Below are 6,352 nucleotides of genomic sequence, written 5' to 3'. Positions count from 1 at the left end.
GGAAATAGTTTTATTAAATGTTCTGTTTTGAATTTCAAAAATCGTTTTAAAAGCCTCTATAGTATTTTGTAATAGTCTTTCTGTATTTTCAGAAGCATGTAAAATGGTTGGATAATTAGTGTAAAAATCAAATGGTTTTAGAAAATTAATTTCAGCAGGGTAATCCATTTTACTCCCGGTTCTTTTCAGATACTTATCAATTTCAATAATATCATATTCTAAGATATTTATTGATTCACCATTTTGAAATTTTATTATATCTGGATGAATTATTTTCCGTTGAAAAGAACTATAATCGGAACCCTTAGGATGATAAGATGTAAATAGCCTTATACCGTCTTCAGCATTAATTTTATTAGGTATATACTTTGTTAACTGATCTTGAACTTTGACAGAGTTTTTTACACTTTCATATTCTTCTTTTGCACCAAAATATTCAAATAATAATGGATTTCCTTTGTAATAAAGAATACATAATTTCTTCCAATCTGCAAGGTCTAATTTTCCATCTATCCTAAAAAGTTTTGTATAATCAGTATTTTTACCCGCCTTATTTATATTGGTCTCCCATCTATTCATTATTTGGTCTTCTGTATACATCCTAACTGCTCCATCAAAATGATTAAATTCTTTCTTATCATTATCATATATAGAATGAATGTACCTACAACCATACGAACCTGCGTCAATACCTAACGATGGGCTTTCTTTAATTTCTTCAATTTCGAGTGTTTTTTCATTTTCATCAGTTTTCCACCAAAACTCAGTCCCTAAAATGCCATTATAGAATTTTTGCTCATCATTACATTCATATCTTGTTACTTGGTCAGGAAGACTTGAAATATCGTTATTAAATTTTGGTCCCCACCAATAATCAAATTCCAAAACTCCTTGGTATGTTTTTGATAATCCAATTAAATTACGGTCGATGGCTATTCTTAGTCTTATTTCTTTATTGGAATTCATCTGTATAAACTCATCAATAAAATATGTATTATAATTGTTTATTAGAGAAAGATTTCGTTTGAAAAATTGATGACAGAATATGCAAAAATCGTTACTCTTACTTTTGAAAATTCCTGAACCTACATATTCAAAATCGACTAAAATATCATCCAAAAAAATCAATCCGGATTTGTCTAAATTTTCAAACAATTTTGGAAACTCTTTTTCAGCAATGCTAGAGAAATTATAAGCCACACAGCCTTTGTGAATAAACTTCCCTTCATTTGAAAAATTATCCTTAAGAAGCACTTTAAATTCGTCAATATAATCTTTACAAGCATCATAATTAATGAATTGCCAGTAGTCCTGTATTTTGGGATAAACAATATTCCTATCTTCTTCATTTTCACAAATATGAAAGTTTCCAACGGTTTTACTAATTTTAGGTTCAATGAGTATTCCAAATGGAAATATCCATCCTGCTGGTCTATGAAAATCATGGTCTATTAATGACGGCATGCCATTAATTGCAGTTTCTCCCAAACTTTTTTCAAGAGCCTCGAATGCTATTACATATCCATCTCTATTCAACGAGTCAGAACTTAATATTCCTAAATAACTGTGCATAAATCTAACTTTTGAACTGGATTAATATCTTGTTTAACTTGGTAATTCTATAAATTTAAAGAGTTAAAAATTGTTCGTAGAGAATTTTAGCATAATAGTTTCCATATCTATTTATAATAACTTTACTTAAAAGTATCGGCAATGAATAAATTAACACCAGTATCCAACCTAAGTTTATTAATGGTAAATCATTAGCTGAATATGAAAATAATACAATCGTTATAGACATCAATAGTGACAAAAATGCCCCACCAATTAGATTTCTAAAAAATCCATACTCAATATTGTGTTGTAACAGCATTTCATTATCCCTTAAAACATTTCTTATTTGTGAGACTGCTGTTGCTATTAATTTTCGTGCTCTTGATTCATCTCCAAATTCTTCAGCAGAATTAAGTAGAGTGATATTAAATTTATCTTTAATTTTAGTTTCAATGTTTTGTTTAATACCTGAATCAATTTTACTATTTGATTTTAGTAACATATCTGTTGTAGGCATATTAATTTCATCTTTAAAATAAATCTTTTGAAAAATCTCTTTTGACAAAAATCGATTTATTTGTACAAGCAAAAAGACAATTGCCGAGGAAAATATAACATTTGTGATAGTTGGAAGAGCACTATATATATTTTCAAGCTTATCGCTGTAAATTGATGCAACAAACTTGTTATATAAAATTAAAGCCGGTATGGCAGTAAGCACAGTTGGAAAGAGTCTAGCTTTTAGGTAATAGTTATTAATTTTCATAGTTTATTATTTTGGATTAAGTTGACCAATAGAATAAGCCTCGTATTTCATATTATAATTTGGTGTTCCGAACTTATACTTAGCACAGAAATCTTTAGCAAACTCAAAATTTTTCACGAAAATTTCAATTTTGTCAAGAGATGTTTCTAAAACCACATATCCTGCCTGATTATTAGTAATTCTTGTTTTAGGATATTTATCATAAGCCAAATGCTCCGACTTAGCATTTCCGAATAATGTGACTGATGGGGTTAATACATCCAAAAAGTCATAATTTCTACCAGAATCTCTCCCATGATGTGGAGCCATCAATATGTCAATATTTGAAACTTCTTCTTTATGATTTTCTAGGATATAAGCCCAAGAATCATCGTGGGTATCACCGGCAAAAAGTATTTTCCATTTACCTCCTCCTTTTTTTGGAGGTGTAAATAAAACAGCATAAGATGCATCATTATAATCTCCAGTCTGATTAGCATTTTGCACAAGCTCTGATGTTGGGCATATAATTGTAATATCATCCTCCTTATAAAATGAATTATAATTCTTAGAAGAATATGTTTTTCTCGAAGTATTTGTGTTTTTGCCAGCTCTCAAATTGATATAAAACTTCCAATCTTCTTTGTTATATCCCGCAAAAGGAGTATTCAAATCGATTATCTTATTATTATCTGTATCCCAGGTGTTAGCTATATTAAATTCCTGATATAAATCCTTAATTCCATCAAGATGATCCATATCAGGATGTGATATTATAAACCTAAAAATGTTATTATGAGTTAAAATTCTCTTTAGATATTCAATAGGATTATCGGGAGATTTTTTTTGGTCATAATTTTTCTTACCAGTAGGAACAAAAGTCCTATTTCTCATTTCTTCTCTTTCCTTTGAAGCTTTAACTGCTTTTTCTTCTTCAGTGTCTTCATCATTGTAAGCATTACTTACATCCATTACAGTTATACGACCTGAGTCATGTTGAATAATATTACAATCTCCTTCGAGAACATTTAAAAAATGAATAGTTGCCATTAAAATAATTTTATTGATATACTTTATTAAAAAACAAAAGGTAAAACATATCGTGGTGTCACTACTGTCAAAAATACGGGTAATGGTGAAATTTCTTTATCAAATTCTGATTTGAATTTTGCAACCGTAGCCATATCAGTTGAGCTTAATCCATCAGGTCCATGTGGATGTGAATGCCATTCGCCAATATAACCGAGTTGATTTCCTGATTTTAAGCGGACTGCGGCTATCTTTTCAGGTAATCCTTTGTGGCCACGAAAGAAACAAACCTCATTTGCTTTACTATCCGGTGGAGCATCAATAAGGTCAGTCACATGAATCGTTTTGGTTTTGTAATTTGCGACGCCAATAAATACTCCACCAGTTTCTTTTTTTCCTGCTTTTTTTACTTGGGTCGTCATTTGCTCAATAATTCCTGCTTTAAATCGAATACTCCAAGACTTATCATTTTCAGCAGCCAAGACCTTGAAAGGTTCAACATCAATTATTTCGGTTTCAATACCGTAGTTTTCACCGTCAACAATCCTGTTCAGAAAAATTTTTCCATTTGAAGACTTATTTTCCATCTGTTTTTTAATAATGGTAGAAAAATATGCAGCATGGGAAGAAATGACATCGTCAGCTAGTATTGTAGTTTCCGAATTGCAACCTACACCAACATTGAGGCTGACAGAATTATCGGCTGCACTTTCATTCTCTCTTTTTAACCATTCACAAACTTTAGACTTTTTATGATATAAACTGTGTAAATAAACCTGTAAATCGTCAATTCTTGGATTGCGATTTACTCCTTCGATTACCATTACACCTAAATTTCCAAAATCACTGATATTTGCTCTACAGACGTTATGGGTTGTTAAATTTGGTTCATTGACAAGCTCATTAAACACATTTTCCGATGCTGTAAAATCAAATATCCATTTCAAATGCTTACTAAAATCTGCTTTGGTAAAAATTAAGCCTGATATTTCAACAGCGGTAATTCCGGTTTTTTGATTAGGAAAAATTTGCTCTAAAGATTTTACGATTGCAGTTGCTTTATTTAATCCTACCTGATTACCAAGTAATGCATGTCTCGTCATATTATGTGGAGAAATAATATCTGGGTCGGAAAGTAATAGTTTTTTTTGTCCGCTTCGAGCAAGGTGCATCACTATTTTTGAGCCTAATGCTCCACAACCCAAAACTAAACTTTGTTCCTCATTTAACGTTGCCCCAGAAATCATTTTTGCCATTTTTTGAGTTAATGGCTGATTATGGGAAAAAAGTTTGACTGGAACCTCATCTTTAATCTTTCCTTCAATTTTGTCGCTATTATTGATAACCATCATATGATTTGAAAATTCAATATTCCCATCATACCCGATTACTTTTTTAGGGCGAAGGATAGCTACAATGATAGGTATACCCTTGAAATAGTTTATATCAGCTTCTGCAATAATATTCTCCATTTCATCAAGATTAATTCCGTATTCGTCACAGAACACTTTTAGATTCTTGAAATCTTTTGGAAAATCAATCAAATATTGGTTATTACCTTTATCATCATGTGACCAAACAATATATCCTATATGGAAATGGTCTGTTCTCAATTCTTCAGCTTCTTTTTTGAATGCTTCTTGAATCTCTTTGCTTATTTCCGAATAGTTTTCTTTCGTTATGACTTTCACAAATTGATATGAACTATCATCATCAGTTCGTTTGAATAATGCTATTGCTGTATTCCCATTTTCTAGAAAACTCTGTTTTTTATTTACAACTTCTACAATTTGGTCATAGTCGTAAATAACAATACCACTATATCCTTCCAACCTCATCGGGTCAAATTGACTGCTGTCCGAAGCAAGTTCACCTGTAGCTGCATCTCTCATCCAGTTTCCAATGCGGATAACCAAATCTGTTACTCTTTTCGTTGCATACCAATCATCAATATTACCACGTACCAGACAAAAGGCTGGTGGTCTGTCATTTTTTGCTATGTACAAATGGGCAAGTTGGTTTTTTGGGAACGAAAGTCGGTCGGTAAAGACCCTCGGTGCGAAAGTAGGGTATCTTTTGAGGTCGAAAACAATTAATACAGGCTCAACCTGTTGGATGTCAATTCCATCATGATTTCCTAATGTAGGTAAGCTAACATTGATATCCACAGCAAGAGCCACCGTACCATCCGACCAATCAAATAGTCTGGATGAATCGATTCCTAAAGTACTATAAAGTAATAATAGAGAATCCTGCAATGCAGGATTCTCTATATTTCCACTAAAGGGAGTTAACGAACTACTAAATTGTTCCTGCTCCATAAGAAGATGTAGAGTTTACCGCGCCCAATCCTGCTGCTCCTGCTACTTTTGCAGAACCTTCTTGAACCTTTGGTTTGACAGGTCCTTGAGTTGTTACTTCAAAAATGATAGGTTGCGGTGTGTCATCAATTATGTCATAAGTTGTAGTATTTAAAAAGTTAGCATCACCGACCTTTTTAACGTACTGTTTTTTCGCAGCATCGTGAGGCGGATTCGGTTTGGCAGCTACAATTTTTTTACACGAAGCAATAATCTTCGGGCTTGTTCCTCTTTTATAATCTAAAACATCTAAAGAGGTCTGTTTCGGGTCAGGGTTATCTGCCTGTGGACGGTCATTAAAGAATGACCATGAGCAATGATGAGGCGAAAGAAAAATATCCCAATCCAGTGCATTTTCGCTTTTGTCTTTGCCAGATTTTTTTGTTTTGGAGAGAATCATATCCCAAGTGTAATGATCTGAATCACCACCAAATATAGCTAAAGTAATGAACTTAGTATCAGTTTTTTTCTCTTTGAATCTTGCTTGAAATACGATGCTAGTAGAGTTCTTGTCTTTTTCAGCTGATGTAAGTTGTTCCTTAAATGGAGAATGGATAAATACAGAAAAATTATCCTGGTCTTTATCATTAAATCGTGTAACAACATCCCCCGGAACTGAACGCATTGCATCCAAATCCTTATAGTCTTTACTTCCATCATATCC

At 32.4% G+C, this 6,352-nt stretch carries 5 protein-coding genes; all 5 read right to left on the bottom strand.

All coding sequences use genetic code 11. From position 1 onward, the window contains the following. A partial coding sequence (locus L6Q46_RS11810) for a hypothetical protein (RefSeq protein ID WP_291284470.1) occupies window positions 1-1,572 on the bottom strand: 1,572 nt, incomplete at its 3' end. Between the two features lie 55 nt (window positions 1,573-1,627). Continuing rightward, the gene (locus L6Q46_RS11805) at window positions 1,628-2,320 is read right to left on the bottom strand and encodes a hypothetical protein (RefSeq protein ID WP_291284469.1); all 693 of its coding nucleotides are present in this window, start codon (window positions 2,318-2,320) and stop codon (window positions 1,628-1,630) included. 6 nt (window positions 2,321-2,326) lie between these two features. Beyond that, window positions 2,327-3,349 (bottom strand): hypothetical protein, encoded by a 1,023-nt coding sequence (locus L6Q46_RS11800; protein ID WP_291284468.1) that lies wholly within the window; start codon window positions 3,347-3,349, stop codon window positions 2,327-2,329. A 26-nt stretch (window positions 3,350-3,375) separates the two neighbouring features. After that, complete coding sequence (locus L6Q46_RS11795; RefSeq protein ID WP_291284467.1) at window positions 3,376-5,649, bottom strand: ThiF family adenylyltransferase; 2,274 nt, start codon at window positions 5,647-5,649, stop codon at window positions 3,376-3,378. Beyond that, a partial coding sequence (locus L6Q46_RS11790) for a hypothetical protein (protein WP_291284466.1) occupies window positions 5,630-6,352 on the bottom strand: 723 nt, incomplete at its 5' end. The genes L6Q46_RS11790 and L6Q46_RS11795, both read right to left, overlap by 20 nt.

It is taken from the genome of Flavobacterium sp. (assembly GCF_023151265.1).
Taxonomy (GTDB): domain Bacteria; phylum Bacteroidota; class Bacteroidia; order Flavobacteriales; family Flavobacteriaceae; genus Flavobacterium.
The sequence above is the reverse complement of the archived record's forward strand: the minus strand, read 5'-3'. Positions and strand labels throughout refer to the sequence as shown.

Coding starts and splice junctions, on each gene's coding strand:
- L6Q46_RS11800 (WP_291284468.1), bottom strand. CDS start 3,349: ATGGCAACTATTCATTTTTTAAATGTTCTCGAAGGAGATTGTAATATT.
- L6Q46_RS11805 (WP_291284469.1), bottom strand. CDS start 2,320: ATGAAAATTAATAACTATTACCTAAAAGCTAGACTCTTTCCAACTGTG.
- L6Q46_RS11795 (WP_291284467.1), bottom strand. CDS start 5,649: ATGGAGCAGGAACAATTTAGTAGTTCGTTAACTCCCTTTAGTGGAAAT.